Source organism: Pseudarthrobacter sp. 10T415, assembly GCF_056394175.1.
The window spans coordinates 104858-131594 of sequence record NZ_JBFTHJ010000007.1 but is presented as its reverse complement, the minus strand read 5'-3'; the positions used below and the strand labels follow the sequence as shown (position 1 = coordinate 131594).

Sequence of the window (26737 nt, the reverse complement as noted above, 5' to 3'; positions counted from 1 at the left end):
CCATGGTTTCCTCACCTGCATCCGTTCTCCGGAGGTCGGGGTCGGCGGTGCTGGCCCTTGTCCTGGTGGCCTGCTGCCTCTGCGCCGGCCTCGTGGCCGCTCCGGCCGCCCACGCTGACGACTGGCGCGACAAGCAATACTGGCTCGCCGAATCCGGCATCACTAAGGCCTGGGAGGTGTCCAAGGGTGCCGGCGTCAAGGTGGCTGTCATCGACAGCGGCGTGGACGCCCTGCACCCGGACCTCAAAGGCGCCGTGGTGGGGGGCTACGACGCCTCCGGCGCCGGCCAGCCTGACGGGCAAAAGAGCGTCGGCTCCAAGCCGGAACACGGCACCCTCGTAGCCACCATGCTCGCCGGCCGCGGCCACCAGCCTGCCACCGCCAGCCCCAAGCCATCGCCCGGTGCTGCCACCCAGGGGCCGGACGGCATCGTGGGTGTGGCCCCGGAGGCTGAGATCCTCTCCGTCTCCACCTGGCTGGGGTCCACCAACCCCTCGGGCAAGAGCGACCAGGACCAGATTCCGGAGGCCGTCCGCTGGGCCGTGGACAACGGCGCCAAGGTCATCAACATTTCCCTCGGCAGCACAACCCCGCAGTGGCCGCAGAGCTGGGACGCCGCCTTCCTCTACGCCGAACAAAAGGACGTGGTCATCGTGGCGGCCGCCGGCAACCGCGTGGGTGGCAACATCCAGGTGGGCGCACCCGCCACCATCCCCGGTGTCCTGACAGTTGCCGGACTGGACCGCAAGAACACGGCCAGCGTGGACGCGTCGTCCCAGGGCATCAGCATCGGCGTCGCGGCCCCGGCCGAGGACCTTTTGGGCGGGCTTCCGGGCGGCGGCTACGCGGAATGGGCGGGAACGTCCGGTTCCACGCCCATCGTCTCCGGGGTGGCAGCGCTGATCCGGTCCAAGTGGCCGTCCATGAGCGCCGAGCAGGTCATCAACCGCATTGTCACCACCGCCAAGGACGCCGGCGTTCCGGGGAAGGACCCGCTGTACGGCTACGGGATCCTCAACGCCGAGGCCGCGCTCAAGGATGACGTGCCCGAGACTTCCAGCAACCCGCTGGGCTCGGTGGCCGAATGGATCCGGGTCCACCGCCGCGGCAACCTGGCCACCCCTGCGCCGCTGCCCACCGCGGACGTCCCCAGCGCGGTGCCCACGCTTCCCGAAGCGACTGTGCCCGCGGCCGAGGCTCCCTCGCAGCGGGACAGCGCGATCAGCGCCGCCGTCGTGATCGGATTCGCGCTCCTGTTCCTCGCGATCATCGCCGCGGCCGCCGTCCAGTTGACGAGGGCCGCCAGGAACCCTGCATTGGCACGTGACGAAACCGAAACAGGGGTCCTGGACAAGGTGGATTCCGAGCGGAAGCCGTAGCGTTACGGGCACCTGACGCAGTTAGTGAAGATTTTCACAAACTGGGCTATCCTTGAAGGCATGGCAACCACCCCACAGCTCCAGGACCGTCCCCGGGTGCTCGTCGTCGGCGGCGGGTACGTCGGCCTGTACGTAGCACTCAAACTGCAGAAGAAGATCGCGAATGCAGGTGGCATCGTCACCGTCGTTGATCCGCTGCCCTACATGACTTACCAGCCGTTCCTTCCCGAGGTGGCAGGCGGCAACATCGAGGCCCGCCATGCCGTGGTGTCCCACCGCAAGCACCTCAAGCAGTCCGAACTGATCCAGGGCCGCGTCACCGCGATCGACCACGCCAACCGCACCGCGGTTGTGGCTCCGTCCGACGGTGGGGAGACCTTCGAGGTTCCCTACTTCGACGTAGTCCTGGCGGCCGGCGCCATTACCCGCACGTTCCCCATCAAGGGCCTCGCGGACAAGGGCATCGGCCTGAAGACCATTGAGGAAGCCGTTGCGCTGCGCAACAAGGTCCTCGAGCGCATTGAGCTCGGCTCCACCATGACCGATCCTGCGGCGCGGGCCAAGGCCCTCACCTTCGTCGTTGTCGGCGGCGGTTTCGCAGGCATCGAATGCATCACCGAGATGGAGGACATGGCCCGCGCCGCTGTCCGCAACAACCCCCGGGTCAAGCAGGAGGAAGTCCGCTTCGTCCTGGTTGAAGCCATGGGCCGCATCATGCCCGAGGTCACGGCCCCGCAGGCCGAGTGGGTTGTGGAGCACCTTCGCAGCCGCGGCATCGAGGTCCTGCTCAACACCTCGCTGGACAGCGCTGAGGGCGCACTGAAGCTCATCAACCTCCCGGACAAGAGCCCGGCGCAGGAATTCGAAGCCGATACCCTCGTGTGGACCGCCGGCGTACAGGCCAACCCCATGGTCCGCTCCACCGACTTCCCGCTGGAACCCCGCGGGCGCGTCCGCGTCCTCCCGGACCTGCGCATCGGCGGCGACGAAGGCATCGTCGAGAACGCCTGGGCTGCCGGCGACATCTCGGCCGTTCCGGACCTCACCGGCAAGGGCCTGCCTGACGGCACCTGCGTCCCCAACGCCCAGCATGCTCTCCGCCAGGCCAAGCGCCTCGCGAAGAACCTGTGGGCATCCCGCTGGGACAAGCCGCTGAAGGACTACAAGCACAAGAACCTTGGTGCTGTGGCCGGCTTCGGCGAATGGAAGGGCGTTGCCAACATCAACCTGCTGGGCCGCATCGGCCTGAAGGGCCCGCTGGCCTGGCTGGCACACCGCGGTTACCACGGCATGGCCATGCCCACGTTCGAGCGCAAGTTCCGCGTGGTCCTGAACTGGATCATCGCCTTCTTCGCCGGCCGCGACACCACGCAGCTGCTGGACCTGGACAACCCCCGCGGCGCCTTCGTTGCTGCCGCTACCCCGGCACCCAAGCCCGCTGTGGCCCCTGCTCCCGCGGCCCCGGCCGCCGGCGCCTCCGTGGTGGAGCCGAAGGAACCGGTCTCGGCCCAGGCCAAGTAACCGGCTTCGCGCCACAAGCACGACGGCGGCTGTCCCCGAAAGGGGGCAGCCGCCGTTTGCGTTGTGTGGCCCCGCCGGCCCCGCCTCCTAGACTGGCCTCATGACCGCCGAAAAGAACCTCCAGTCCCTGTTGGCGGGGATGCACCCCGTCCAGCGCGACGGCGAGTACGTCTATGTCCTCTGGCCCCACGGCCGGCCCCTGGAGGGCCATGTTGAGGCGGCCGTCCGCGAGGCTGAAGGGCTGACTGTCGTCCTGCCCCGCGCGGAGGCCGACCGGCTGGGCCTTCCCTACGACTTCGTGGCCGCCTGGATCACGCTGGAGATCCACTCGGCGCTGGAAGCCGTAGGCCTCACCGCCGCAGTGGCGAGGGCCCTGACGGACGCCGGCATCAGCTGCAACGTCCTGGCCGGCTTTCACCACGACCACCTCCTGGTCCCAGCGGCGGACGCGCAGCGGACCCTGCAGGTGTTGGCCGATCTTTCCACCGAAAGCCGGGATGCGCCGCGTCCCGGCCTGCAGCTGCGCACCGAAACCCCCGCGGACCGGGACGCCATCCTGGCCCTGACCGCCGAGGCGTTTGCCGTCTCCCCGGCAACCGGACTTCCTGCAGAAGGGGAGCCCGTCGAAGTGAAGATCCTGCGGGCGCTGTTCGACGCCGAGGAATACCTTCCGGAACTCAGCGTGGTGGCTGTGCTGGGTGACGAAGTGGTGGGCCACGTCATCAGCACCCGGGGCTGGGTAGGCAGCCACGAGATGCTCGGACTGGGACCGATCAGCGTGACCCCCAGGCTCCAGCGCCAGGGCATCGGATCAGCGTTGATGGCGGAGACCATCGCCAGGGCCAACGCTGCGGGGGAGAGCGGCATCGCGCTCCTCGGCAGCACCGAGTACTACCCAAGGTTCGGATTCGTCCCGGCGGCGTCCTTCGGTGTGCTGCCGCCTGATGAGGCGTGGGGCGGGCACTTCCAGCTCCTGCCGCTGGCGCTGTGGCCGGGCGGGGTGCACGGGACGTTCCGGTACGCCGAACCGTTCGAACGCTTCTGACGGGATACCATTGACCCGGCGCCCCAGTAGCCCAATTGGCAGAGGCATCGGACTTAAAATCCGCGTGTTGTGGGTTCGAGTCCCACCTGGGGTACGGAGCAGAGGATGCCCGCCAAACGGCACCGAATCGGAGGAAGCCGCCCGCACTGCGGGCGGCTTCCGTCGTTTAATTTCGCATATGCAACGACTGTTATAAGGATGTGACCTCAGTCACTTATCTTCGCCTGGGATTTGCATTAGCTTGAAGCTAAATCAGGAACACCTGATTTTTCGCGTCAAAGGCCGTTCGCACCTTTAGATCGAGGAGCTCGTAAATGACTTTATTCCCCCAGGCGGGAACCCGCGCTGCCAAGCTGACAGCGCTTGGCATCGGCGTCGCCTTCATGGTGACAGCGTGCGGCGGTTCGTCCACACCCACGACGTCCGAGTCCGCTTCCTCCGCATCAGCCGGAGGCATCGCGTGCCCCGCACCTGAAAAAGGAGGGGGTGCCGCAGCCACGCAGAGCGCGGCGCCGGCAGCTGTTCCGCCGTCCACCGGCAGCACGGAGACTCCGCTCAAGATCGGCTCGCTGTTGCCCACCACCGGCTCCCTGGCCTTCCTCGGCCCGCCCGAAATCGCCGGTGTGAACCTCGGCATCAAGGAAGTCAACGACGCCGGCGGCGTGCTGGGCAAGCCGGTGGAAGTGATCCACCGCGACTCCGGTGACACCAAGACGGACATCGCCACCCAGTCCACCTCCGCCTTGCTTGGCCAAGGTGTCAGCGCCGTCATCGGCGCCGCGTCCTCGGGCGTGTCCAAGACGGTCATCAACCAGATCACCGGTGCTGGCGTTATCCAGTTCTCGCCGGCCAACACGTCCCCGGACTTCACCACCTGGGATGACAAGGGCCTGTACTGGCGCACCGCACCGTCCGATGTCCTCCAAGGCAAGGTCCTGGGCAACTACATGGCAACATGTGGCGCCCAGACCGTCGGCATGGTGGTCCTGAACGATGCCTACGGCACCGGCCTGGCCAAGAACATCAAGGAATCCTTTGAGGCGGCCGGCGGCCAGGTTGTTGCCGAGGAACTCTTCAATGAAGGCGACAGCCAGTTCAGCAGCCAGGTGGACAAGGTGCTTGCCGCCAAGCCGGACGCCATCGCCCTGATCACCTTCGACCAGGCCAAGAGCATCGTTCCGCTGATGACCGGCAAGGGAGTCAAGCCCACCCAGATGTTCCTGGTGGACGGCAACACCTCCGACTACAGCAAGGACTTCCAGGCCGGCACCCTGAAGGGCGCCCGGGGCACCATCCCCGGTACGTTCGCGCAGGACGCCTTCAAGAAGAAGCTCCTCGCCATCGACCCGGCCCTGAAGGACTACAGCTACGCCGGTGAGTCCTACGACGCCGTCAACCTGATCGCCCTGGCCACGGAAGCTGCCAAGAGCACCAAGGGTACGGACATTGCCGCGAAGCTGAAGGAAGTTTCGGAGGGCGGCGAGAAGTGCACATCCTTCGCCGCCTGCGTCACCCTGCTCCGCGAGGGCAAGGACATCGACTACGACGGCCAGTCCGGTCCGGTGACCTTCTCCGACGCCGGTGACCCCACCGAGGCGTACATCGGTATCTACGAGTACCAGGACGACAACAAGTACACGGCAGTCAAGGAAGAGTTCGGCAAGCTCTAACCCTTCACAGGCACAAAGAAGCCCCCGTCCACCGGACGGGGGCTTCATTGTGTTTGGGCTCCGGGCTACTCGACGGTGTCCGCCAGGGTGCCCAGGTACAGCTGGATCACCTTGGGGTCCTTCATCAGCTCCCGGCCGGTACCGGTGTACGCGTCCCGGCCCTGGTCCAGAACATAGCCGCGGTCGCAGATCTGCAGGCAGCGGCGGGCGTTCTGTTCCACCATGATCACGGAGACGCCGGCACGGTTGATTTCGTGGACGCGGAGGAAGGTCTCATCCTGCTTGACGGGGGAGAGCCCGGCTGAGGGCTCATCCAGCAGCAGGACTGCGGGATCCATCATCAGCGCGCGGCCCATGGCCACCATCTGGCGCTCGCCACCGGACAGGGAACCGGCCCGCTGGGAGCGGCGCTTCCCGAGTTCCGGAAAAAGCCCTGTGACAAAGTCGAATCGCTGCGCAAAGTCCTTGGGCCGCTGGAACATGCCCATCTGGAGGTTCTCTTCGATGGTGAGGGCTGCAAAAACATTGTTGGTCTGCGGGACGAAGCCGACGCCGCGGGTCACCAGCTTGTTGGCCTTCAGCCCGGTGATGTCCTGGCCGCGGACCACCACGGTGCCGGAGTGGACCTTCACCAAGCCAAACATGGCCTTGAGGAGGGTCGACTTGCCGGCGCCGTTGGGGCCGATGATGCCGATCAGCTCGCCCTTCCGGGCTTCAATGCTGCAGCCGTTCAGGATGTTGACGCCCGGAATGTATCCGGCCACGAGGTCGGTGACTTTGACGACTGCTTCGCCGTCGTCCACGGGCTGGGCGGCCGGTGCCGCGCTGGTGCTGCTCATTGGCTGTCCCTATCTGTCCGGTCGTTCCCATCGGTTTCGGCGTCCCTGTGCGCTCGCCTGCCGCGTTGCCCGTCACCTGGCGACGGTTCCTCCGGGCTGGCCGTGCCGGCCTCGTCCCGAACAACGTCCAGGGAGATGATCCCGGCGTTATCGGTGCCGACGATGGATTCGTCGTCCGCCACGAGTTCGGCAGCGAGCTCCTTGATGCCCTCTGCGTCTCCGAGGTCGACGTCGTGGTGGGCGCCGAGGTAGGCGTCGATGACGGCGGGGTTTTTCATGACCTCCCCGGGAGGGCCTTCGGCGACAACCTTGCCCTCTGCCATGACCACCACCCAGTCCGCGATGTGCCGGACCATGTGCATGTCGTGTTCAACGAACAGGACGGTCATGCCGTCCGCCTTCAGGTTCTTGATGTGGTCCAGCAGGGACTGCGTCAGAGCCGGGTTGACGCCGGCCATTGGTTCGTCGAGCATCACCAGCTTGGGCCGCACCATGAGGGACCGTGCCATCTCCAGGAGCTTGCGCTGACCGCCGGAGAGCGACGCGGCGTAGTCATCCTTTTTGGCGTCGAGTTTGAACTTCTCCAGCAGGACATCGGCCTGGGCCGTGATCTCCTTTTCCCGGCCGCCCCAGATGCCCTTGAACAGGGCCTTGGCGAGGCTTTCGCCGGGCTGGTTGGACGCTCCCAGCCGCATGTTTTCCATGACTGTCAGCTTGCCCATCACCTTGGTGAGCTGGAACGTGCGGACCATGCCCATGCGGGCCACCTTGTAGGGGGATACTCCCGCGAGGCTGTGGCCCTCAAACTGCCACTTCCCGGTGTTGGGGGTATCGAAACCGGTCAAGAGGTTGAAGAGGGTGGTTTTGCCGGCGCCGTTGGGGCCGATCAGTGCGGTGATCTTGTGCCGCGGGATCTCCAGGTAGTCCACATCCACGGCGTTGATGCCGCCGAAGCTGCGGGTGACGTTCTCCGCCACCACGATCGGATCCCGCTTCTTGCAGCCCGGCCCGGTTTCACCCGCTGCGATGGGGCGGCTGTCGGTCATGTAGTCCGGGGCCGCGGCACCGGACGTTTCAGGATTTTCATTGTGCATGCTCACGCGAACGCCAGCTCCTTCTTGTTTCCGAAGACGCCCTGCGGCCTAAAGATCATCAACAGCATCAGGGCCACGCCCACCAGGATGTAGCGCAGCTGACCGGCCTGGACGGTGTTCAGCCACGTAACGGCACCGGACTCAATGAGTCCGTAGAGGATGCCCTGGGTCAGGGAGAGGACCACCCAGAAGATCATGGCCCCGATGACCGGGCCAAGGACCGTGCCCAGGCCGCCCAGCAGGAGGCAGGTATAAAGGAAGAACGTCAGCTCCGTGCCGTAGTTGGCAGGCTGCACGGCACCGCGGGGCAGGGTAAAGATCATGCCCGCCAAGGCGCCGAGGACGCCGCCGATGACGAGCGCCTGCATCTTGTAGGCATAGACGTTCTTGCCCAGGGACCGGACGGCGTTCTCGTCCTCGCGGATGCCCTTCAGCACCCGGCCCCACGGGCTGCGCATCAGCAGCCACACAAGGGTGCAGCAGATGGCCACCAGGGCCCAGCCCACCACGCGGATGAAGAAGTCGCGGTTGTTCATGCCGAAGTATGAGCCCTCGGGGAACGGGTTCATGGCGTAAAAGCTGCCTTCAAATGCCGCGAGGCCGTTGGCGGAGCCGGTGACCGCAGTGAGCTGGTTGGTGGTAACGATGTAGCGCACGATTTCCGCGGCGGCGATGGTCACGATGGCCAGGTAGTCCGCCCGGAGCCGGAGGGTGGGGATGCCGAGCAGCAGTGCAAAGACTGCGGAGGCCGCAATGGCGATGAGCAACCCCACGAAGAACGGGACGCCGAAGGTGAGGGTGGAGATCGCGAACCCGTACGCGCCCACGGCCATGAAGCCCGCCTGGCCGAAGTTCAGCAGGCCCGAATAGCCGAAGTGGACAGCGAGCCCGAGGGCAGCCATGGCGTAGGCGGCCGTGGTGGGGCTGAAGATTTCGCCGGCGGCGCTGGAAAGAATGAAGCCAAAATCCATGTCTGTTTCCTAACCCACGCGCTCGCGGCGGCCCAGGATGCCCTGCGGCCGGAACAAGAGGACAACGATCATGATGAACAAAGCCCCCACGTACTTGAGGTCGGCGGCGAGGCCGAACACGGTGGTCAGCTCCACGAAGATGCCGACGATGATGGAACCGATCAGGGCGCCGAAGACGGTTCCCAGGCCGCCGAGGGTCACACCGGCGAAGATGAGCAGCAGGATGGCCGAGCCCATGTCGAAGGTGACGCCCGGGCGGTAGTAGGCCCAGAGGATGCCGCCCAGTGATGCGAGCATGCCGCCGGTGATCCACACCAGCCGGATGACGGCGTCCACGTCAATGCCGGACGCGGCAGCCAGAGCGGGGTTGTCCGCCACTGCGCGGGTGGCCTTGCCCAGCCTGGTTTTCAGCAGCACGATACCGATCAGTGCGATGACCACCGCGCTGATGCCCAGGGACCACAGGTTGTTCGGCGAGATGGAAACCGGGCCAATCTGGACCTCGGGGCTTTGGGCGTAGGGCAGCTGCTGGGTGGCGCCCCCGAAGTAGAACTGGATCACGTAGCGGACCGCGAGGGCCAGGCCGATGCTGACGATCATCATGGGGACCAGGCCCGTGCCGCGGCGGCGCAGTGGCCGCCAGAGCCCGCGGTCCTGGGCATAACCGAACAGGCCGCCGCCCGCCAATGACAGGATCAGGGACAGCCAGAACGGAAGCCCGATGGCGTTGAAGCCGAAGACGAGGACCGCGCCAAGGGTCACCATCTCGCCGTGGGCGAAGTTGGTGAGGCCGGTGGTGCCGAAGATCAGGGACAGGCCAACCGATGCCAGGGCGAGGAGCAGACCGAAGCTCAGGCCCGCCACCAGCCGGTTGAGCAGGTTCTGGCCGAAGTCCTGCTGCTGCACCACGATGCCTTTGCCGAACGCGAAGATCACCGAGAGGTTGGAGGTCTGGCTGAATGTCACGTCGCGGGGATTGTCCTGGCCGTCGGCCAGCTTGATGCCCTCGGGAAGCGTGGATTCATCCAGTTCCACCGTGTAGGTGCCTTGCTCCGGCACGCCGATGTTCCAGGCGCCGTTGGCCGATGACTTGGCAGTGCCGGTGAAATCGCCCTTCTTCGCCGTGATGGTCACGTCCGCCAGGGGTGCGCGGGTGTCATCACGGAGGAACCCGCTGATGTTGTTCTGGAAGGTCTGATTCGACGGGGATGGTGTCGGTGACGGGGAAGCGGCCTGGCTCGCCGGTCCGGCCACCAGGAGGATTGCGAAGATGGAAGCGCCGATGGCTCCCAACAGTCTCAGCAAACCGAGGCGCCTTCCGGCCCGCTGGCCTTGGGGTGTACTTCTCAAATTGATAACCTCCACTTGGGGGCGGTCTAGGCCGCGCCATTGCAGCCGCTGCGAACGGTCGCAGGGTTGGGAAAAATGCCATGACGCCCGACACCCACAAGTGTGAGTTCCGTCACCCTGCTTGGCTTATGCTACAGCGCATCAGAACCGGTGAATGCCGTGGTCCAGGCCATATTGGTAGCGATCGGATAACAACTGCGGGGCCTGCGGCTGCGATATGGCGCGGATCGTGGGAAACAACCTTTGTTGAGTAGCGGTGTCTCCAGGGACGCGGCCTCTCCACCGGCAGGTCACGGTTGTATTGCAAGGAAGGCCGGCGGGAACTTTAGGGGAGCCGGCTACGTGGGAATTGGTAGCGTAAACCTTAAGATCCATCACACACCCAGCATGGAGGAATCCCGCAATGGCACTTGGCGGAAACCCGATCTTCAACGGAAAGAGCTTCCGTGGAGCCACCCAGGCACCGCCTGCCCCGCAGGCCTATGGCGGCGCCCCCTACGGTCAGCAGGCTTACGGCCAGCAGCCGTACGCCCAGGCACCCTACGGCCAGCAGACCTGGAACGCCCAGCCGCAGGGCATGACGGACAACCAGCTCCAGGACATGTACAACCAGCCGTCGGCCGGCCCGGCGGATACCGGCCGGATGACTTTCGATGACGTGATCGTCAAAACGGCGGCCTGCCTCGGCGTTCTCATCCTCGGCGCGGCAGTCACCCTGACCGTCGGCCTGGGGCTCGCGTCGCTGCTCATGATCGTCGGCGCCCTCGGCGGCTTCGTCCTGGCCCTCGTCAACACGTTCAAGAAGCAGCCTTCCCCTGCGCTGATCCTGGCCTACGCCGGCCTTGAGGGACTCTTCCTTGGCGGCCTGACCCGCATCCTCGATACCCAGTACCCGGGCGTCGGACTGCAGGCAGTGGTGGGCACACTCTCCGTGTTTGCCGTCACCTTGCTGCTGTTCAAGAGCGGCAAGGTCCGCGCCACCCCCAAGGCCATGCGCTTCTTCATGATCGCCCTTGGCGGTTACGCCCTGTTCTCAGTGGTCAACCTGGTCATGATGCTGACCGGCGTCACCCAGGAGCCCTTCGGCCTGCGCAGCGGCGTGATCGGCGTTGTTATCGGCCTGCTCGCCATCGGCCTCGCCGCCTTCTCGCTGATCATGGACTTCACCAGCATTGAAGCCGGCGTCCGCAGCGGCGCCCCGCAGCGCTTCTCCTGGACCGCGGCCTTCGGCCTGACGGTCACTCTGGTCTGGCTCTACGTGGAAATCATCCGCCTGCTGGCAATCCTCCGCGGCGACGACTAGCGCCGGCGGCGGCACCCGCCGTCGTCCGAATCCTTAAACAGAACAGGCCCACCTTGCGGTGGGCCTGTTCTGTTTAAGGACGAACCGTTGTCTGGCTGGCCGTGCAGGTTGCTAGGCAACCCGCATGGCGCCGGCCGCGGGGGAGACAGTGAAGATGTCCGGTGCGGCATAGCCAGCCTCAGCGAAAGCGCTGACGACGGCGGCACGCACCTTCTCTTCGGAAGCGACGGGGGTCAGGGCGATCGCCGCACCCCCGAAACCGCCTCCGGTCATCCGCGCCCCGATGGCTCCGCTGGCGCGCGAGGTGTCCACGGCCAGGTCAAGCTCCGGACAGGAGATTTCAAAGTCGTCCCGCATGGATGCGTGGCTGGCATCCAGCAGGGTGCCGATAGCGGCGGGCCCTTCGGCGGCCAGGCGTTCGACCGTTTGGAGCACGCGGTCGTTCTCCGTGACGACGTGGCGCACGCGGCGGAACGTTACTTCGTCCAGCAGCCCGCTGGCTTCCTCAAGGTCACCCACCTGGACGTCGCGCAGCGCCTTGACGCCCATGACCTCGGCGCCGAGTTCGCAGGATGCGCGGCGCGAGGCGTACCCGCCGTCGGCGTGCGAGTGCGAGACCTTGGTGTCGATGACCAGCAGGATCAGCCCCGCGGGTTCCGTTTCGAACGGCACCAGGGTGGCGTTCTGGTCACGGCAATCCAGGAAGACCGCGTGGCCCTTGGCGCCGCGAAGGGAGGCGGACTGGTCCATGATGCCGGTGGGAGCCCCTACGAAGTCGTTCTCGGCGCGCTGCGTGGCCAGGACCATGTCCTCCGCTGCCAGGCCTGCGCCGGTGAGCTCGTTGAGGGCGGTGACCACCGCGCACTCGATCGCGTGCGACGAGGACAGGCCTGCTCCGAGCGGAACATCCGAGTCCAGCAGCAGGTCGATTCCGGGAACGTCAATGCCGCGCTCGCGGAGGGCCCACATCACGCCGAGGGGATACTTGGTCCAGCCCTTGGCGGAGCCCGGCTCCAGGGCGTCGAGCGTGGTGGAAACCATGCCCTGGTCGCCGTACGTTGACAGCAGCCTCACGGTGGAATCCTGGCGGATGCCCACCGCTACCCGGGCAGTCCGGTCGATGGCGAACGGCAGCACGAAGCCCTCGTTGTAGTCAGTGTGCTCACCGATCAGGTTGACCCTGCCGGGTGCCTGCCAGACGCCTGCGGGGGCGGCGCCGAACTCGCGGGTAAAGCGGGCAGCCAGGTCCTGTGTGCCCGGGGCGGCTGAATCGGCGGTGGGGTGGGGTGCGGCGCTCAAGCGGGAACTCCTTGGGACGGAGCGGCCTCGGCGGCCGCGGTGGCAGGTGCCGGAACCGCTGCGCGCAGCCGCTCGGCCACACTTTCCGGGGTGGTGTCGTTGATGAAGGCACCCATGGCTGCCTCGGATCCGGCAAGGTATTTCAGCTTATCCGCAGCGCGCCGGGGTGAGGTCAGCTGAAGGTGGAGGTAGCCGGAGGCGCGGAGTTCGGGCTCCAGCGGTGCCTGGTGCCAGGCAGAGATGTACGGGGTGGGAGTGGGGTACAGGGCATCCAGGCGCTTCAGCAGGTCCAGGTAGACGTGCGCTAGCTCGTCCTTCTCCTCCCCGTTCAAGGCCGCCAGGTCCGGAACGTGGCGATGGGGGACCAGGTGGATTTCAAGCGGCCAGCGGGCGGCGAAGGGGACGTAGGCGCTGAAGTTCTCGCCTTCCATGACCATCCGGCTGCCGTCCTGCCGTTCTGCCTTGAGGAGGGAGCCGGTCAGGGTTTCGCGGCCATCGTGCTTGTCGTAATAGCGCCGTGCGGCCGAACCCAGCACGCCTGCCCGGGGAGTGACGTAGGGGTAGGCGTAGATCTGGCCGTGCGGGTGGTGGAGGGTGACGCCAATATCCGCACCGCGGTTCTCGAACGGAAAGACCTGCTTGATGCCCGCCAGTGAGCTGAGAGCTTCCGTGCGCTGGGCCCAGGCCTCAATCACCGTCCGGGAGCGGGTTTCGCTGAGGGTGCTGAAGGAGCCCGTGTGCTCGGGCGTGAAGGACACCACCTCGCAGCGGCCGTAGGCCGGGCCCTTGGTTCCCCATGCAGCGTTTTCCGGAACCGGACCAAGTGCCGGGCCGAGGGACGGGAATCGGTTCTCGAAGACCACCACGTCATAGTCGGCGGCGGGGATCTCGGACGGGTTGTTGGGTGTTGTGGGGCAGATGGGGCACTGGTCCGCAGGCGGAAGGTGGGTGCGGGCCTGTCGGTGCGCTGCCACTGCCACCCATTCGTCGGTGAGCGCATCGAAGCGGACCTCACCGGGCTCGCCCCGGGGCGGCAGGCCCCGCTGGTCGGTGGCCCCCGTTGCCCGTGCCGCATTGGTGCCCGGGTCATCGAAATAGATCAGCTCCCGGCCGTCGGAGAGTCTGGTGCTGGTGATCGCTATCATGAAAATATTTTCGCATGTTCAACCAAAAAAGAATAGTTAAGAACAAAAAACAACATTCACTGTTCTGCGCGACTGCTGGCGCCGCGGTACGGTAAGGCGCATGACCCAGTCTTCGTCCCAGGACGCACCCACCAGTCCGCACCTGCGCGCCTTTGCCTCAGGTCGCCAGTACGAACTTCGCCGCGGCGACGCCGTGGCCGTCATTACCGAGCTCGCCGCCGGTCTCCGCTCTTACAGCCGGGGCGGCGTGCTCCTGACCGAAACCTACGGCGACGACGTCATCCCGCCCGGCGGCGCAGGAATCACCCTGGCGCCCTGGGCCAACAGGGTGGAGGACGGCGTCTGGGTCCTTGACGGCAAAAAGCAGCAGCTGGACATCACCGAGGTATCCCGGAACAACGCCAGCCACGGCCTGCTCAGGAATGTGGGTTACACCCTGGTGGACGAGTCGCCCTACTCCGTGTCCCTGGAAGCCACGGTCTTTCCGCAGCACGGGTACCCGTTCCTGGTGCGCCACCGCGTACGGTACGAGCTGGCCGCAGACCTGGGGCTCACGGTCCGCCAGAGCCTGACCAACCATTCTGCAGCAGCTGCACCGTTCGTCCTCGGCGCGCACCCCTACCTGCGGCTGGGAGACACCCCGGCCGAGGAGCTGGTACTGACCGTCCAGGCCGACACCCAGCTCATCGCCGATGAACGGCTGATACCCCGCAGTTCCGCGCCCGTCGACGGCGACACCGACTTCCGCGCCGGCCGCACCATAGGCGGCCTCAGCGTCGACGTCGCACTCACCGGCCTCGGGTATGAGGATGGAAAGGCCCGCCATGTGCTTGCCGGTCCGGACGGCCGCAGCGTAAGCCTCTGGCAGGACGAATCCTGCCAGTACGTCCACGTCTTCGTCAGCACGGTCTACCCCGGCCGGAGCCGCGCGCTCGCCGTAGAGCCGATGACCGGTCCGGCCAACGCCTTCAACTCCGGTGACGGCCTGCGCTGGCTCGAGCCGGGGGAGTCGTTCGCCATGGAGTGGGGAATCGACTACCACGCCGCCACGGGCGGTTAGAGTTTCCTTATGACGCCCAATGCGGACGACGCTACCCAGTCCAGGCCATCTCCAGCCCCCGCCACGGCGGCACCCCTCCGGGTCCTGACGGACCGTGAGCTGGACCGGGACATCCCGTACGGTGTGCGGATTGCCGCATCCTGGTCCTGGCGCCTGGGCCTCATCCTCCTGATGGCCGGCACGCTGATCTGGCTCCTGAGCCACATCACCTTCCTCATCATCCCGGTCATGGTGGCGGCGCTCCTCGCGGGGCTGCTGAGCCCGGTCACGGCCTGGCTGAAGCGGCGCGGGCTGCCCGCCGGCCTTGCCGTCGCCGCCACTGTCCTTGGCTTTATCGCAGTGATCTCCGGTGCGCTGGCCCTGGTCGGCCGGCAGCTGGTGATCGGCTTCGGCGAATTGTGGCAGCAGGCGCTCGAAGGCGTGCGGCAGGTCCAGACGTGGCTCTCCGACGGGCCGCTGCACCTGACGGCGGCCCAGATCGACCAGTACGTCAAGGAGGCCAGCGACGCACTGCAGAACAACAGCAGCAGCATCCTCAGCGGCGCCCTCTCCTTTGGCAGTACCGCCGGACACTTTGCCGCCGGATTGCTCCTCGCCCTGTTCATCCTCATTTTCTTCCTGCTGGAGGGAGACCGGATCTGGGCGTTCCTGGTTCGGCTGCTTCCGCGACGGGCGCGGGCCGCCGCCTTCGGCGCCGGACGCAAGGGCTGGGCCTCCATGGTCAGCTACGCGCGCATCCAGATGTTCGTTGCAGCTGTGGATGCGATCGGCATCGGCGTGGGCGCCGCGATCATCGGTGTACCCCTGGCCCTTCCCCTGGGCGTGCTGGTGTTCCTGGGTTCATTCATCCCGGTGGTGGGTGCCCTGGTGACCGGCGTGATTGCCGTCCTGCTGGCACTGGTTGCCAACGGCCCCGTGAATGCGCTGATCATGCTCGCCATCGTGCTTGCGGTCCAGCAGCTCGAAGGCCACATCCTGCAGCCGCTGGTCATGGGCAAGGCCGTTTCGCTCCACCCGGTAGCCGTCATCCTCAGCGTTGCCGCCGGTTCCTACCTTGCCGGCATCCCGGGTGCACTGTTTTCGGTACCCATCCTGGCCGTAGCAAACTCGGCCATTCGCTACATCGCCGCCAGAACATGGGAACATGAACAGGTGCCGGTGATTGCCGGGAGGCCCCTGACAGCTCCGGCTGGCGGGGACAACACCATTGAAGACGTTGAGCCGCCCAAGGACTTTGGCGGCGAACGCGACACGTCTGACGGCACCACAGCTGAACACCGCGGTGCCCACTCCGCATCCCAGCGGGGCGCCGGGGACGAACCAAGAGGAGAGTAGTACGTGAACATCCTGCAAACCCTTCCCGTCACGCTGGACGATGTCCTTGAGGCGCAGAAGCTGCTTGACGGGATTATTGCGCGCACTCCGGTGGAATCGTCCCGTGCGCTGGGCGCGCAGGTGGGCGGCGAGGTCTACTTCAAATGCGAGAACCTCCAGCGCGCAGGATCCTTCAAGGTCCGCGGCGCCTATGTCCGCATGGCCCGCCTGTCACCCGAAGAAAAGAGACGCGGTGTCGTGGCAGCGTCCGCAGGCAACCACGCACAGGGCGTTGCCGTGGCAGCGAAAAGCCTGGGAATAAAGGCCCGCATCTACATGCCCCTCGGTGTCGCGCTGCCGAAGCTCGCAGCCACCCGCAGCCACGGTGCCGAAGTGATCCTGCACGGCCACAACGTGGACGAGGCATTGGCCGAAGCCCAGCGGTACAGCAACGAAACGGGGACGGTCTTCGTCCACCCCTTCGACAACGTTGATGTGGTGGCAGGCCAGGGCACTGTTGGCCTGGAGATCCTCGAGCAGATCCCCACAGTGGACACCGTCCTGATGGGCGTTGGCGGCGGCGGTCTCCTGGCAGGGGTCGCCGTGGCCATCAAGGCCCGGGCCAAGGAACTCGGCCGGGACATCCGCATCATCGGAGTGCAGGCGGAAAACGCCGCGGCCTACCCTCCCTCCCTCGCAGCCGACGCCCTGGTGCCGCTGAAGAAGGTGTCCACCATGGCTGACGGCATCGCCGTGGGCCGGCCAGGGCAGCTGCCGTTCAGCATCATCCGCGAACTCGTGGACGACGTTGTGACGGTCAGTGAGGATTCGCTGGCCCGCGCGCTGATCTTCCTGCTGGAACGCGCAAAAATGGTGGTGGAGCCCGCCGGTGCCGTCGGCGTAGCAGCCCTCATGGACGGCAAGATCGAAAACCCCGGGACCACCGCCGTCGTACTGTCCGGCGGCAATATCGATCCCATGCTGATGCTCAAGGTGATCCAGCGCGGCCTTTCCGCAGCCGGACGCTACATGACGGTCCGCATGATGCTCGATGACCGTCCCGGCTCGCTGGCAACCATCGCCAGGATCATCGCCGAAAACGATGCCAACGTCACCGGCCTGGACCACACCCGCGTGGGTGGCTCCATCAGCATGGGCGACGTCTCCATCACCGTGAACCTGGAGACCAAGGGCCACCAGCACGGCGAGCAAGTCCTCAGCGCGCTGCGTGCCGAAGGATTCCAGCCCATCGTGGTGCACTAGGAGTACGCGTGGCTGGCCTCATGCGGAACGGGGACTTCCGGGAGCGGCAAACGACGGCGGCGCGCGCCAAGGGCGGGCTGCTCGTCCTGGGCGGGTTTGTGGCACTCCTCTTCGTCATTGAGCTGTTCAACACGCTGACGCTGGGGTCGTTGACGCGCACGTTCGGACTGCGGCCCCGGAGCGCTGATGGGCTCCTGGACATCTTCACGTTTCCGCTGCTGCATGCCAACCTGAACCACCTGCTGTCCAACAGCCTGCCGCTGATCATCTTCGGCTTCCTGGTGTTTCTCTCCGGGCTCCGGGTTTTCCTGACTGCCCTCGGGCTCAGCTGGCTGGGATCGGGAATCACCGTCTGGCTGATCGGCGACGGCGGGATCACCGTAGGGTCCTCAGGCCTGGTCTTCGGACTCTTTGCCTTCCTCCTGGTCCGCGGCTTCTTCAACCGCAGCTGGAAACAGATCCTCCTGGCCGTGGTCCTGTTCATGGGCTACGGCAGCATCCTGTTCGGCATGCTGCCCATCGTGTCCGGCTTCGTTTCCTGGCAGGCCCACCTGGGCGGAGCCGCCGGGGGAGTGGTGGCCGCACTGATCCTCCGCCCGCGTTCGGGCGACGACCGGCAGCGGGACCGCGCAATTCCCCTGTAGCTGCCGCCATACAAGCTGAAAACAACAAAGCGCCTGCCGCCCATGGGGCGGCAGGCGCTTTGGCAGCTACGGAAAACTAGGCCGCGTAAGGCTTCGCGGACAGGATTTCCACCGTGATGTCCTTGCCGTTGGGCGCAACGTAGCTCAGCGTCTCGCCTTCCTTGTGGCCCAGGATGGCAGAGCCCAGGGGGGACTTCTCGCTGAAGACGTCCAGGTCAGAATCGCCGGCAATTTCACGGGATCCGAGCAGGAAGGTCTCTTCGTCCCCGGCAATCCGGGCCACCACGATCATGCCGGGCTCCACAATGCCGTCATCGGCGGGAGATTCACCCACGTGGGCGTCCCGAAGCAACACGGTCAGCTGGCGGATGCGGGCCTCGATCTTGCCCTGCTCTTCCTTGGCAGCGTGGTATCCGCCGTTTTCCTTGAGGTCGCCCTCCTGCCGGGCTGCTTCGATCTTCTGGACGATATCCGCCCGGCCGGGGCCGGAAAGGTGGTCCAGCTCTGCCTTCAGGCGGTCAAAAGCTTCCTGGGTAAGCCAGGCTGCAGCTGCGCTGTTGGTGGTAGACACGGACTTCTCCTCTAAATGGTCCTACATGCAAAAGACCCCGCCACGGTGGCCACTTGTGGAACAGCAACCAGCTCAGCGGGGTGAAGGTATTGGTCCATTGTAGTCAAACCCCTGGATTTATCCCAACGAGCAAGCGGTCCACATCACACCTTCTGGCCGGATCCGTCCGTGGCCCAGCAGCTGTCCACAACGCCGGACACGGACGGCGACTCCGTGCGGACCGTGACCCGCTGGGAAACCGTCCTGCCGCCGTCGGCCGTTCCCTCTGACCCCTCGGGAGCATCGGCGGGAATGTCCACCACCTTCCAGCCAACCACCGCATACTTGGAATCGAGGGCCTTCACGGCGCACTTGACGGCAGTGCCGGGCTCGCGGGTCACCTGGAAGTCCACCTCGGCCACAGTTGCATCCGGCGTGCTGTAACCCACGTCCTTGAAGGTCACCGAGGACAACGAGTTCGACGTGGAGACCCATGCCAGGAAACCGATACCGACGGCGAGGGCCCCGCCCGCGATGGCGCGCTTGACGGCGGGCGTCAGGCTGCGCTTTTGGCCACCATATCGATTGGCTAGGCTAGTGTCTGCGGGCGCGGATGGGGCCGACTGGTCCGGGGAAGTCACCAGACCAGTTTAGTGCCCATCCCGTGGTGGCCAATTGCACCGTCCACGGCGCTGTTTTCCGTCCGCCCGCATACCGCCACAACCCCGCACCGCCACAAACCAAGAAGAATCAGGAGCCGTCCTTCCATGACAGCGTCCAGCACCTCCCCGGCACCGCTTCGGCTGCTCGCAGTGCATGCCCACCCGGATGACGAATCCAGCAAGGGTGCTGCCACGATGGCCATGTACGCTGCCGCCGGCGTAGAGGTCATGGTGGCCACCTGCACCGACGGATCGCGCGGGGACATCCAGAACCCCGCCGTGGAAGGCGAGCCGCATCCCAAGCGGGACATGGCAGGCGCCCGGCGACTGGAGATGGACCGGGCAGCAAAAATCCTTGGCATCCGGCAGCGCTGGCTTGGTTTCGTGGACTCGGGGCTGCCCGAAGGCGACCCCCTTCCGCCCCTTCCTGCTGGTTCCTTCGCCACGCTGCCGCTGCACCATGCCGCGGCGCCCCTGGTGCGGCTGGTCCGGTCCTTTAAACCGCACGTCATCCTCTCCTATGACGAGAACGGTGGCTACCCCCACCCGGACCACATCATGGCGCACAAAGTGGCAGTGGAAGCGTTCGATGCCGCAGGGGACGCCAATAAGTACCCCGAAGCGGGGGAGCCCTGGGAACCCGGCAAGCTGTACTACGACCGTGCCTTCAGCCCGGAACGCTTCCGCGCGCTGCATTTCGCGCTCGAGGAAGCCGGGCTGCAGTCGCCGTATGCGGAACGCCTCGCAGCGTGGCTGGAGTCCGACGCCGAGGGGCACACGCCGCCGCCCGCGACACATGCCACCACCACCCAGGTGGATTGCGGAGACTTTTTCGAGGTGCGCGACGACGCCCTCCGGGCCCACCGCACGCAGGTGGACCCCCTGGGGTTCTTCTTCGCCGTGTCAGCGGACATGCAGCGGCGAACCTGGCCATGGGAGGACTACTCCCTGATCAAGTCCCGGGTCTCCTCCGAGCTGCCCGAGACGGACCTGTTTGCCGGGCTAAGATAGAAACGGCAGCGATTTCTATGCCGCGTAGAAGTTAGCCTCCGGCGCTTCGGGCGCGACATATGTCCGGCTGCAACCCGATCCCTTGAAGGTATTACACGTGCAAAACTTGCTCCTCAGCCTGGCCACCACCCCCACGCCGATGCCCACTCCAACCCTGCGCGACGGGATCACGGAGGACCAGGTAACGCCCGGCTTGCTGGGCTTTATCATGACTGCATTCTTCGTAGTGGCCACGGCGCTGCTCATCGTGGACATGGTCCGCCGGATCCGGCGCGTCCGGTACCGGGCGCAGGTCGAGGAGGAGCGCATCGCAGCTGCTGCCGAAGCGGACATTGTGGCGGAGGAAGCCCGCGAGGATGCTACGGCTCCGCAGGAAGCCCGGGACCCCAACGGAAACGGCTTCAGCCAGGGCAACTCCCTGCCGCGGGAGTAGGCGCTTCCCCTCGGACCCTGGCGGGCGTTGCCGTCAGCCCAGGACGGCTATGGCGATGGCCGTGAAATGGGCGGCGAACGCAAAGACCGTGAACGCGTGGAAGAGCTCGTGGAAGCCGAAATGGTTGTAGCTGAAGTTCGGCTTCTTCAGCGCGTAGAACACGGCCCCGGCGATATAGAGCGCGCCGCCCACGCAGATGAGGACAGCTGCTGGAAGGCTCGCCTGGAAAAACTGCGGCAAGTAGAACAGCGCGCCGCATCCCAGCGCAATGTAAATGGGCACGTACAGCCAGCGCGGTGCATCAGTCCACAGGAGCCGAAACAACACCCCCAGGATGGCGCCGGACCAGATGATCCAGAGCAGGAGGACGGCCTGCTGCCGTTCCAGCAGGGTCCAGGCCAGCGGCGTGTAGCTGCCGGCAATGACCAACATGATGTTGGTGTGGTCCAGCCGCTTTAAAACCCGCTTCACCACCGGTGACCAGTTGCCGCGGTGGTACACGGCGCTGACGCCAAACAGCAGCACGCCGGTGGCGGCATAGATGGCCGAGGTGATTTTGCGGTCGGCTGTGGGCGCCAGGACCACCAGGACGATACCCGCGGCCAAGGCAAACGGGGCCGCCACGGTGTGGATCCAGCCGCGCCACTTCGGTTTGATCATCAGCAGCTCAGCCAGCCTGACGGCGGCATCGTCAACCGGAGAGTTTCCTGGCGGAGCGGGCTTTTCATCCTCCGGTTGCGGCGTGCGCGGAGCCTCGGAAGAGTCGCTGTTCATGAGTCCAGAATAACCTACGTTCCGGTAAGTTACTCATCGGTAACTGGGTGTTTGCGACCCCGCGCCGGAGCCCCTTCGACCGGCATGCGCCGCCCGGGCGGTAGCCTAGGATGTGCAAGTACGAACAGCGAGGAAGTCAGGTGAGTGGACGCGTGGAGTTGCCCGGGTTCCTCTACGGCTATTACGAGCGGCGGCTGCTCAAGGACCTTTCCCGGGACCGCATCCCGCGGCACATCGGTGTGATGGTGGACGGGAACCGCCGCTGGGCCAAGCAGTTCAATGCACCCACAAGCCAGGGCCACCAAGCGGGCGCGGATAAGATCCATGAGTTCCTGGGCTGGTGCCAGGAGCTCGGCGTCAAAGTGGTGACGCTGTATATGCTGTCCACGGACAACATGAACAGATCCAGTGAGGAACTGGACCTCCTCATGGGCATCATCGCCAACACCCTGGACCGGCTGGACGAGGACGAGAACATTTCCGTCCATGCCATGGGGGCGCCGGAACTGCTTCCCGGTTACCTTGCCGAGCGCCTGAACAAACTGACGGCACGGACGCCTGTCCATGAAAAGATCCATGTCAACGTGGCCGTGGGATACGGCGGCCGCCGCGAAATCGTGGATGCAGTCCGTGAACTTCTGCACGACGCCGTGGCCAAGGGTGCCGACATCAACCAGCTTGCCGATGAACTCAGCGTGGATGACATCTCGCGGTACCTCTACACCCGCGGCCAGCCCGACCCGGACCTGGTCATCCGCACCTCCGGCGAGCAGCGGCTCTCCGGCTTCCTCATGTGGCAGAGCGCCTACAGCGAGTTCTATTTCTGCGAGGCCCTCTGGCCGGCGTTCCGCAAGGTCGACTTCCTGCGGGCACTGCGTGACTACGCGGGCCGGCAACGGCGCTACGGCTCCTGACACTCCCGGTTCACCTGGAGTTCACAACACCGCAACAGGAATCGCCGCGTAATGGTTGCGGAAATGCCGGGGGCTGGATTTACGTTATATCCATCAGCAGGCAAACCGCCGGCTGATCGGGGAGGCCAGTACATGGAGCGAAACATCGCACCGGTTGTATGGGAGGCCGGACCCGGCCTCTTGGCCGAGCCGCCTCACCAATAACAAGGCCGGGCTGGGGCCCGGGGCTGGAGTCGATGTGGCTACTTCTGAAAAACTGCATGAGGTCCTTTCAGACCAGGCAGGAACAGCTACCTCTCGCACTGTGCGAGCCACTGAAAAAACCGGCGCGGCAACTGATGCTGCGGCCGGTTTTGCCGTCTCCGGAAGGGATTCCCTGATCCACACCTTCGTGATCGACACCTCCGTCCTCCTCTCGGACCCCCGGGCGCTGCTGCGGTTCGCAGAACACGAAGTCATCGTCCCCATCGTGGTGATCACCGAGCTCGAAGCAAAGCGCCACGACCCCGAACTTGGCTACTTTGCCCGCGCGGCGCTTCGGCTCCTCGACGACCTGAGGGTCAAGCACGGCGGCCTGAACCAGCCCATCCCCATCGGGGACGACGGCGGTACCCTCACGGTGGAGCTCAACCACATCTCCGCCGAGGTACTTCCGCTCGGGTTCCGCAGCGGTGATAACGACAGCCGCATCCTCGCCGTCGCGAAGAACCTCGCCAACGAAGGCAAGGACGTCACCGTGGTGTCCAAGGACCTGCCGATGCGCGTCAAGGCATCGGCGATGGGGCTGACGGCGGACGAGTACCGCAACGAGCTGGTCAAGGACTCCGGCTGGACCGGGGTGGCCGAGGTCGAGGCCAACGAGGAGGAGATCTCCACCCTCTACGGCCACGAACCGGTGTTCATCCCCGCCGCCGCGGAACTGCCGGTCAACACCGGGCTGGTCCTGCTGTCCAACCGGGGTTCCGCCCTGGGCAGGGTGGGCGCGGACAAGCAGGTGCGCCTGGTCAAGGGCGACCGGGACGTGTTCGGGCTCCACGGCAGGTCCGCCGAGCAGCGGCTGGCCATCGACATGCTGATGGACCCTGCCGTCGGCATCGTCTCCATCGGCGGGCGGGCCGGCACCGGCAAGTCGGCCCTGGCCCTGTGTGCGGGCCTCGAAGCGGTCCTGGAACGCCGAGAGCACCGCAAGGTCATCGTGTTCCGCCCCCTCTACGCCGTGGGTGGTCAGGAACTCGGCTACCTGCCCGGCTCTGAGTCCGAGAAGATGAACCCCTGGGCCCAGGCCGTCTTCGACACGCTGGGCGCCCTGGTCAGCCAGGAAGTGGTGGAGGAAGTCATGGACCGCGGAATGCTTGAGGTCATGCCCCTCACCCACATCCGCGGCCGTTCCCTGCACGACGCGTTCGTCATCGTGGACGAGGCCCAGTCCCTCGAAAAGAACGTCCTGCTGACAGTTATGAGCCGCATCGGCCAGAACTCGAAGATCGTACTCACCCACGACGTCGCCCAGCGCGACAACCTCCGCGTCGGCCGCCACGACGGGGTCGCCGCCGTCGTCGAAACCCTGAAAGGCCACCCGCTCTTCGGCCACATCACGCTCACCCGCTCAGAAAGGTCCCCCATCGCAGCGCTGGTAACGGAGCTTCTCGAGGGGTAAGCCACCAGGCAGAGGGGTCGTGGTCCGGTTTGCCGGGCCACGGCCCTTCTCCGTCGCTTAGACACACCGCATAGGGCCGCCGCCGGTCGCCCGGCGACCGGAGCGGCGCGGCGGGAGGTGTCTCAGCGACGGCGAAGCGCTGGGACCGGACAAACCCAGCTACGGCAACTTCTCAGGTGACGTTCAGGAACTTGGCCGCTGCTTCGTGGCCTTCTACCTGCAAGGTCCAGTCGGGGCGCTTGAAGGTGGCTGGCGTGACCCGGACTTTCTGGACTGTCTCGACCTGCGTGCCCCAGGCTTGGCGGGTGGTTCCGTTCAGCTCGTAGCCGAGGGTGCGGGAGACGCCGAGGGAGGCTGCGTTCCAGTCCGCGGCTTCGGATTCGGCGACGTCGGCGCCCAGCCAGTCGAAGGCCCAGAGCACGACGGCGGCACGCATCTCTGCGCCGAGCCCCCGGCCCTGGGCGGACTGCTTGAGCCACGATCCGGTGGAGACGGTTTTCAACAGTGCGAAGTCCTTGGCGCCCACGTCCTGGCAGCCGATGAACTGCTCCTCGTGCCAGATGCCCAGGAGCAGTGTCCAGTCTTCCGGACTGAACCCGCCGCGGCATCGCCAGTACCAGCGGGCCATGTTCGGGCCAAGCTCGTCGTCGGGCAGTTCTGTCCATGGCGTGCTGAACGGGCTCCTGGCGGCGTCGTGGATGCCGCTGCGGGCGGCGTTGACGGCTGCCGGGATGTCCTGATCCGTGATGGGCCGGAGCTCCAGCCGGGGAGTGGTCAGTTGCAGGTCGAATAGCGGCCAGATGGAGCTCATGCTAATCATCCGCGAAGCCTAGCCGATCACGTGCACCTCTGCCTGTCACGTCAGGCGGGCACGTCCCAGCTGATGTGGCGGCGGACGTCGGTGAGGTTCATCGATTCGGCGAGGAAGAGGTCGTCCAGCATGTACTCGTCGACGCCGAGAATCCGCAGCCAGTGTCCGTAGCCTTCGGTGGTGTGCTCCAGCGAACGGCTGGCCACGCAGACGCCCGTGCCAAGGTCCACCCGCACCAAGGAGCGGCCGGCAAGGCACAGGGGAGCAGCCGGATCCCAGGGCTGGTAAGCGGGAGTGGGCGCCACCACGGCCTCCAGGGCAGGCCTGCCCTCGTGGTCCACGGTGCGCACGTCCTCCACCTGTACCGGGTTGCTGCCCGGAAACTCCAGCGGCGCAGGGGAATTGCCGGCAAGCTCCACCGGGTCCAGTGCAGCGGAGAACCGTCCGTTGCCGAACCCGGGCTCACCGTAGGCCGCCTCCGGACGCCGTTTCACCAGTCCGGCCGCGCCGTACACAGGGGAGACCAGGTGGGGCGGGAGGAGCCAGGACTTGCGGGTGGAACCGACGTAGAGGCCATCCCTGGAATCGTTGATTCCCGTTGTGCTGTGGAGGACCAGCCCTTCGGGGCTCTCCAGCCGCAGCGCGCCCGGCCGGCGCAGCCACGCCCGGACCAGGGAAGCTCCCGGAGCCGGTGCCGCGTCGAATGGCTCATCCCAGTACTCAAAGCGAAGCGACTGCCACTTCCACGGCGAAGACCGGCACAGGCTGCGGAACATGGCGGTGGGATCTGAGGGGGATGCGCCGCCGGCGGGATCCGGGCGCCGCCGGGAATCCCAGGCTGACATATCCACAGTTTACGCGGACACGGTGGGGCGGGCAGGGGAATTCCAGTAGCATCCGAGGGGTGATCGGACGACTCGGCGACCTGTGGCTGGACACCCCCCTCGCGTTCTGGCTGGTGCTGGCGGCATGCCTCTACTTTGCGGTGATGGCAGTCCGCCTCACGGTGATCGATGTCCGCCACCACCTCCTGCCCAACCGGATCGTTTTCCCCTCCTATGGGGTGGCCGGGGTGCTCCTGCTCGCCGCGGTGGCTACGGTCCTAGTGGCAGGGGCGGACGCTGCGGCCGTACCCGACGGCGGTGCCAGGCTTTTCGGCCTGCCCGGCGGCCGTGTCCTCGCCGGGGGAGCGGTGCTGTGGCTGTTCTACTTCGTCCTCCGCCTGGTGTATCCGCCCGGCATGGGATTCGGTGACGTGAAGCTCGCCGGCGTGCTGGGCATGTACCTCGGCTACCTCGGCTGGGGGCACGTGTTCGCCGGAACGTTCGCGGCCTTCCTCCTGGGCGGACTGTGGAGCCTCGGACTGCTCGCCACCCGCCGCGGCAGCCTCAAATCAGCCATTCCCTTCGGTCCGTTCATGCTGGCGGGCACCGCGGCCGCGATGCTGCTGCTGCCTGCCGCCTGACGCCGCCGAAAGGTCAGGCCAGCCCCGGGCGGCCGTTAGGCTGAAGCCATGGCAGCGCCCGAATTCATCCTCAAACTCCGTGAAAAAATCGGCCACGATCCACTGTGGATTCCTGCAGTACGGGGTGTGGTGGTCAACGACGACGGGCACATCCTGCTGGGGCAGCGATCCGACAACGGCCGGTGGGCCCTGATTTCGGGCCTGCTCGATCCGGGGGAGCACCCGGGCCCCGGCCTGGTGCGGGAAATCTTCGAGGAGACCGCGGTGGTGGCAGAGACCGAGCGCATGGTTTCCGTCGGCGTCTCCGGCCCCGTGACCTTCCCCAATGGGGATGTGTGCGACTTCCTGGACATCGTGTTCCGGTGCCGTCACGTGTCCGGCGAGCCCCGGGTCAACGATGACGAATCCCTTGCCGTGGGCTGGTTCCCCCTCGATGGCCTTCCGGACATCCGGCCGCGGGACCTGGAGAGCATCGAACGTGCGCTGGCGCCCCATGACGCCGTCCATTACGAGCCCTGAAAATCGCGCCTCACCCCCGGCAGGCCGCTGAAACGAACAGGGAC

General features: G+C 66.0%; 26 protein-coding genes and 1 tRNA gene. 16 read left to right on the top strand and 11 right to left on the bottom strand.

Features of this window, described 5'->3' with window-relative positions; translation table 11 throughout:
* The first annotated feature begins 2 nt into the window (after positions 1 to 2).
* The 5 genes from AC1DBN_RS11695 (at position 3) to AC1DBN_RS11675 (ending at position 5615) form a co-directional block, all read left to right on the top strand.
* Positions 3 to 1379, top strand: coding sequence for a S8 family serine peptidase (locus AC1DBN_RS11695; RefSeq protein WP_091718944.1), 1377 nt, complete (start codon positions 3 to 5; stop codon positions 1377 to 1379).
* A 60-nt stretch (positions 1380 to 1439) separates the two neighbouring features.
* Positions 1440 to 2900 (top strand): NAD(P)/FAD-dependent oxidoreductase, encoded by a 1461-nt coding sequence (locus AC1DBN_RS11690; RefSeq protein ID WP_477723250.1) that lies wholly within the window; start codon positions 1440 to 1442, stop codon positions 2898 to 2900.
* Between the two features lie 100 nt (positions 2901 to 3000).
* Entirely contained in the window at positions 3001 to 3945 is a 945-nt protein-coding gene (locus tag AC1DBN_RS11685; protein ID WP_477723249.1) for an N-acetyltransferase, read from the top strand.
* Between the two features lie 20 nt (positions 3946 to 3965).
* Positions 3966 to 4039, top strand: a tRNA-Leu gene (locus tag AC1DBN_RS11680).
* Between the two features lie 220 nt (positions 4040 to 4259).
* Positions 4260 to 5615 (top strand): ABC transporter substrate-binding protein, encoded by a 1356-nt coding sequence (locus AC1DBN_RS11675; protein WP_477723248.1) that lies wholly within the window; start codon positions 4260 to 4262, stop codon positions 5613 to 5615.
* A 65-nt stretch (positions 5616 to 5680) separates the two neighbouring features.
* Here the strand turns inward: AC1DBN_RS11675 and AC1DBN_RS11670 are convergent, their stop codons facing one another.
* The 4 genes from AC1DBN_RS11670 to AC1DBN_RS11655 are packed head-to-tail and all read right to left on the bottom strand — an operon-like array spanning position 5681 to position 9824.
* On the bottom strand, positions 5681 to 6454 hold the full coding sequence (locus AC1DBN_RS11670) for an ABC transporter ATP-binding protein (protein ID WP_015936442.1): 774 nt from the start codon (positions 6452 to 6454) through the stop codon (positions 5681 to 5683).
* Positions 6451 to 7548 (bottom strand): ABC transporter ATP-binding protein, encoded by a 1098-nt coding sequence (locus AC1DBN_RS11665; protein ID WP_477723265.1) that lies wholly within the window; start codon positions 7546 to 7548, stop codon positions 6451 to 6453. The genes AC1DBN_RS11670 and AC1DBN_RS11665 overlap by 4 nt, the downstream gene beginning before the upstream one ends.
* A 2-nt stretch (positions 7549 to 7550) precedes the next feature.
* Positions 7551 to 8519, bottom strand: coding sequence for a branched-chain amino acid ABC transporter permease (locus tag AC1DBN_RS11660; RefSeq protein WP_015936444.1), 969 nt, complete (start codon positions 8517 to 8519; stop codon positions 7551 to 7553).
* A gap of 9 nt (positions 8520 to 8528) precedes the next feature.
* On the bottom strand, positions 8529 to 9824 hold the full coding sequence (locus tag AC1DBN_RS11655; protein ID WP_477723247.1) for a branched-chain amino acid ABC transporter permease: 1296 nt from the start codon (positions 9822 to 9824) through the stop codon (positions 8529 to 8531).
* Between the two features lie 448 nt (positions 9825 to 10272).
* On the opposite strand from AC1DBN_RS11655, the gene AC1DBN_RS11650 reads away from it, so the two are divergent.
* A complete protein-coding gene (locus AC1DBN_RS11650) occupies positions 10273 to 11172 on the top strand; it encodes a Bax inhibitor-1/YccA family membrane protein (protein WP_314215284.1) in 900 nt (299 codons plus the stop codon).
* A gap of 111 nt (positions 11173 to 11283) precedes the next feature.
* On the opposite strand, the gene galK is transcribed toward AC1DBN_RS11650, so the two are convergent.
* On the bottom strand, positions 11284 to 12471 hold the full coding sequence (gene galK, locus AC1DBN_RS11645) for a galactokinase (RefSeq protein WP_477723246.1): 1188 nt from the start codon (positions 12469 to 12471) through the stop codon (positions 11284 to 11286).
* Positions 12468 to 13616 (bottom strand): galactose-1-phosphate uridylyltransferase, encoded by a 1149-nt coding sequence (gene galT / locus AC1DBN_RS11640; RefSeq protein ID WP_314215286.1) that lies wholly within the window; start codon positions 13614 to 13616, stop codon positions 12468 to 12470. The genes galK and galT overlap by 4 nt, the downstream gene beginning before the upstream one ends.
* 100 nt (positions 13617 to 13716) lie before the next feature.
* Here galT and AC1DBN_RS11635 point away from each other — a divergent pair, with 100 nt between their 5' ends.
* The 4 genes from AC1DBN_RS11635 to AC1DBN_RS11620 are packed head-to-tail and all read left to right on the top strand — an operon-like array spanning position 13717 to position 17897.
* Positions 13717 to 14676 carry an aldose 1-epimerase family protein gene (locus AC1DBN_RS11635; protein WP_477723245.1) on the top strand — a complete coding sequence of 320 codons (960 nt, stop codon included), beginning with the start codon at positions 13717 to 13719 and terminating at the stop codon, positions 14674 to 14676.
* Between the two features lie 9 nt (positions 14677 to 14685).
* Positions 14686 to 16011: an AI-2E family transporter gene (locus tag AC1DBN_RS11630; RefSeq protein ID WP_091718959.1), complete on the top strand. Its 1326-nt coding sequence runs from the start codon at positions 14686 to 14688 to the stop codon at positions 16009 to 16011.
* 3 nt (positions 16012 to 16014) lie between these two features.
* Positions 16015 to 17253, top strand: coding sequence for a threonine ammonia-lyase (ilvA, locus tag AC1DBN_RS11625; RefSeq protein WP_477723244.1), 1239 nt, complete (start codon positions 16015 to 16017; stop codon positions 17251 to 17253).
* Positions 17254 to 17273: 20 nt separating this feature from the next.
* Positions 17274 to 17897 carry a rhomboid family intramembrane serine protease gene (locus tag AC1DBN_RS11620; RefSeq protein WP_091723889.1) on the top strand — a complete coding sequence of 208 codons (624 nt, stop codon included), beginning with the start codon at positions 17274 to 17276 and terminating at the stop codon, positions 17895 to 17897.
* Positions 17898 to 17973: 76 nt separating this feature from the next.
* On the opposite strand, the gene greA is transcribed toward AC1DBN_RS11620, so the two are convergent.
* Complete coding sequence (gene greA, locus AC1DBN_RS11615) at positions 17974 to 18468, bottom strand: transcription elongation factor GreA (RefSeq protein ID WP_091718961.1); 495 nt, start codon at positions 18466 to 18468, stop codon at positions 17974 to 17976.
* A 143-nt stretch (positions 18469 to 18611) separates the two neighbouring features.
* A complete protein-coding gene (locus AC1DBN_RS11610) occupies positions 18612 to 19088 on the bottom strand; it encodes a DUF4307 domain-containing protein (RefSeq protein WP_091718963.1) in 477 nt (158 codons plus the stop codon).
* 126 nt (positions 19089 to 19214) lie between these two features.
* On the opposite strand from AC1DBN_RS11610, the gene mca reads away from it, so the two are divergent.
* Complete coding sequence (gene mca, locus AC1DBN_RS11605) at positions 19215 to 20120, top strand: mycothiol conjugate amidase Mca (RefSeq protein WP_091718964.1); 906 nt, start codon at positions 19215 to 19217, stop codon at positions 20118 to 20120.
* Positions 20121 to 20217: 97 nt separating this feature from the next.
* Entirely contained in the window at positions 20218 to 20553 is a 336-nt protein-coding gene (locus tag AC1DBN_RS11600) for a hypothetical protein (RefSeq protein WP_477723243.1), read from the top strand.
* A gap of 33 nt (positions 20554 to 20586) precedes the next feature.
* On the opposite strand, the gene trhA is transcribed toward AC1DBN_RS11600, so the two are convergent.
* Positions 20587 to 21228, bottom strand: a complete 642-nt coding sequence (gene trhA, locus AC1DBN_RS11595) for a PAQR family membrane homeostasis protein TrhA (protein ID WP_091723891.1) — start codon at positions 21226 to 21228, stop codon at positions 20587 to 20589.
* Positions 21229 to 21479: 251 nt separating this feature from the next.
* Between trhA and AC1DBN_RS11590 the strand changes: the two genes are divergently transcribed.
* Positions 21480 to 22241, top strand: a complete 762-nt coding sequence (locus AC1DBN_RS11590) for an isoprenyl transferase (RefSeq protein WP_045730107.1) — start codon at positions 21480 to 21482, stop codon at positions 22239 to 22241.
* Between the two features lie 238 nt (positions 22242 to 22479).
* Positions 22480 to 23898 carry a PhoH family protein gene (locus AC1DBN_RS11585; protein WP_091718968.1) on the top strand — a complete coding sequence of 473 codons (1419 nt, stop codon included), beginning with the start codon at positions 22480 to 22482 and terminating at the stop codon, positions 23896 to 23898.
* 172 nt (positions 23899 to 24070) lie between these two features.
* On the opposite strand, the gene AC1DBN_RS11580 is transcribed toward AC1DBN_RS11585, so the two are convergent.
* Together AC1DBN_RS11580 and AC1DBN_RS11575 are read right to left on the bottom strand one after the other, a co-directional pair.
* Complete coding sequence (locus tag AC1DBN_RS11580; protein WP_477723242.1) at positions 24071 to 24718, bottom strand: GNAT family N-acetyltransferase; 648 nt, start codon at positions 24716 to 24718, stop codon at positions 24071 to 24073.
* Positions 24719 to 24759: 41 nt separating this feature from the next.
* Positions 24760 to 25554 (bottom strand): hypothetical protein, encoded by a 795-nt coding sequence (locus tag AC1DBN_RS11575; RefSeq protein WP_477723241.1) that lies wholly within the window; start codon positions 25552 to 25554, stop codon positions 24760 to 24762.
* Positions 25555 to 25613: 59 nt separating this feature from the next.
* On the opposite strand from AC1DBN_RS11575, the gene AC1DBN_RS11570 reads away from it, so the two are divergent.
* Both AC1DBN_RS11570 and AC1DBN_RS11565 read left to right on the top strand, forming a co-directional pair.
* On the top strand, positions 25614 to 26174 hold the full coding sequence (locus tag AC1DBN_RS11570; protein ID WP_477723240.1) for a prepilin peptidase: 561 nt from the start codon (positions 25614 to 25616) through the stop codon (positions 26172 to 26174).
* Between the two features lie 48 nt (positions 26175 to 26222).
* On the top strand, positions 26223 to 26693 hold the full coding sequence (locus AC1DBN_RS11565; RefSeq protein WP_091718975.1) for an NUDIX hydrolase: 471 nt from the start codon (positions 26223 to 26225) through the stop codon (positions 26691 to 26693).
* The last annotated feature ends 44 nt before the right edge of the window (positions 26694 to 26737 follow it).

Bases quoted from the DNA above. Each gene is read 5' to 3' on its own strand.
- AC1DBN_RS11660 (WP_015936444.1), bottom strand. From the start codon at position 8,519: ATGGATTTTGGCTTCATTCTTTCCAGCGCCGCCGGCGAAATCTTCAGC.
- AC1DBN_RS11630 (WP_091718959.1), top strand. From the start codon at position 14,686: ATGACGCCCAATGCGGACGACGCTACCCAGTCCAGGCCATCTCCAGCC.
- AC1DBN_RS11685 (WP_477723249.1), top strand. From the start codon at position 3,001: ATGACCGCCGAAAAGAACCTCCAGTCCCTGTTGGCGGGGATGCACCCC.
- AC1DBN_RS11650 (WP_314215284.1), top strand. From the start codon at position 10,273: ATGGCACTTGGCGGAAACCCGATCTTCAACGGAAAGAGCTTCCGTGGA.
- AC1DBN_RS11690 (WP_477723250.1), top strand. From the start codon at position 1,440: ATGGCAACCACCCCACAGCTCCAGGACCGTCCCCGGGTGCTCGTCGTC.
- mca (WP_091718964.1), top strand. From the start codon at position 19,215: ATGACAGCGTCCAGCACCTCCCCGGCACCGCTTCGGCTGCTCGCAGTG.
- AC1DBN_RS11580 (WP_477723242.1), bottom strand. From the start codon at position 24,718: ATGATTAGCATGAGCTCCATCTGGCCGCTATTCGACCTGCAACTGACC.
- AC1DBN_RS11695 (WP_091718944.1), top strand. From the start codon at position 3: ATGGTTTCCTCACCTGCATCCGTTCTCCGGAGGTCGGGGTCGGCGGTG.
- galT (WP_314215286.1), bottom strand. From the start codon at position 13,616: ATGATAGCGATCACCAGCACCAGACTCTCCGACGGCCGGGAGCTGATC.
- AC1DBN_RS11675 (WP_477723248.1), top strand. From the start codon at position 4,260: ATGACTTTATTCCCCCAGGCGGGAACCCGCGCTGCCAAGCTGACAGCG.
- AC1DBN_RS11565 (WP_091718975.1), top strand. From the start codon at position 26,223: ATGGCAGCGCCCGAATTCATCCTCAAACTCCGTGAAAAAATCGGCCAC.
- AC1DBN_RS11635 (WP_477723245.1), top strand. From the start codon at position 13,717: ATGACCCAGTCTTCGTCCCAGGACGCACCCACCAGTCCGCACCTGCGC.
- AC1DBN_RS11670 (WP_015936442.1), bottom strand. From the start codon at position 6,454: ATGAGCAGCACCAGCGCGGCACCGGCCGCCCAGCCCGTGGACGACGGC.
- AC1DBN_RS11620 (WP_091723889.1), top strand. From the start codon at position 17,274: ATGCGGAACGGGGACTTCCGGGAGCGGCAAACGACGGCGGCGCGCGCC.
- AC1DBN_RS11575 (WP_477723241.1), bottom strand. From the start codon at position 25,554: ATGTCAGCCTGGGATTCCCGGCGGCGCCCGGATCCCGCCGGCGGCGCA.
- AC1DBN_RS11665 (WP_477723265.1), bottom strand. From the start codon at position 7,548: ATGCACAATGAAAATCCTGAAACGTCCGGTGCCGCGGCCCCGGACTAC.